The organism is Streptomyces sp. 13-12-16 (assembly GCF_002114215.1).
Classification (GTDB): domain Bacteria; phylum Actinomycetota; class Actinomycetes; order Streptomycetales; family Streptomycetaceae; genus Streptomyces.
The window spans coordinates 1-1,370 of sequence record NZ_NCTE01000480.1 but is presented as its reverse complement, the minus strand read 5'-3'; the positions used below and the strand labels follow the sequence as shown (position 1 = coordinate 1,370).

The following is a 1,370-nucleotide window of genomic DNA, read 5'->3' as shown; positions in this document are numbered from 1 at the left end:
GCCTGTCGGTGAACGGCGTCGACATCACGGTCACGGCGGTGGACCGGCCCGCCTCCGGCACGGTCGCGGCCGACGGTTTCACCGTGCCGGCCCCCGCGGACTCCCTGGCCGACGCCGCCCTCGCCCTGGCCACCGGGACCGATCCGGAGCTGCGCGGACGCGACCTCCTCGACCTGCTGTGGGTGCTGCACCGCACCCCCTCCGACGGCCCCCGTACGGTCACGCAGGTCCTCGCGCGCGAGGACGCCTACCGTTCCGCGCGGCCCGCCGGCGCAGCCCCCTCCCTCGCCGTACGGCTCAGCGAACTGCTCGACTCCGCCGCCCTGGACCGCGACGCCCTCACCCGCCACGAGGAGACCTGGAGCACCCTCGGCGTCACCGACGCCGACCTGCCCGTGCTGCGCGCCGAACTGACCGCGCTCGCCGACGGGCTGAGGGTCCGTCCGGAGGTGACCGCAGACCCGGTCCGGGCCCTCGCCGCACGGCTGCCCGACCTGTCCGCCGCCGACCGTGACGCGGCGCTGGCGTCGCTGTCGCCCGCGGACCGCGAACGGCTGGCCGCTGATCCCGCGCTCGTGGACGCCCTGAGCGCCGGACTCACCCCGGCCGAGTTCGCCTCGGTCGCGGCACGCCTCATGACCCAGGTGCCCGACGGGGTCGAGCAGCCCGTCTCCGCCGGTGACCGGGCCCGTACCCAGATCGCCCGGATGCTGCAGGACCCCGAGGTCACGGCCCGGCTGCTCAAGAAGGGCTCACGGGTCCTGGTGGTGCCCAGGAGCGAGGCCCTGACCTCCCTGGACGCCTTCCGCTTCCTGCGGGACGCCGCCACCGGCGACGGCCGCCCCTGGGACGACGTCCGCGGTGTCGGCACGCGCACCGCGGCCGTCACCGAGGAGAACCTGCTCGGCGAGCGCACCACCGTCGGCACCGGCAAGTCCGCCTACCCCGACGGCTACTCGACCACCCTGCACGAATTCGCCCACACCATCCACCTGCACGGTCTGGGCCCCGTCGACCGGCAGCGCATCACCAACGCCTTCCGCACCACCACCCGGGCCGGCGAGGCGGGCAACTGGCCCGACGGCCCCCTCCACGGCCACGGCGCCGACGGCCACCGCAGCGCCCCCAACTACAGCAGCCGCAACGAGCGCGAGTTCTTCGCCCAGCTCAGCAACGTCTACCTCAGGGCCAACGGCGGCAACGACCCCTACACCGAGCTGCCCCGCAACAACGCGGGACCCGAGTGGGTGCGCACCCGCCAGCCCGCCCTGTACCCCCTGCTGCGCCGGCTGTACGGCGAGGGCCCCCGGCCGGAGCCCCGCCACCCGCGCAGCACCGCACCCGCCCGTCCCCGCGGGGTGCGTCCCGCG

General features: G+C 75.8%; 1 protein-coding gene. It reads left to right on the top strand.

Features of this window, described 5'->3' with window-relative positions; genetic code table 11:
• Positions 1-1,370: hypothetical protein (locus tag B7767_RS45795; RefSeq protein WP_218775802.1), on the top strand; the 1,370-nt coding region annotated here is incomplete at both ends.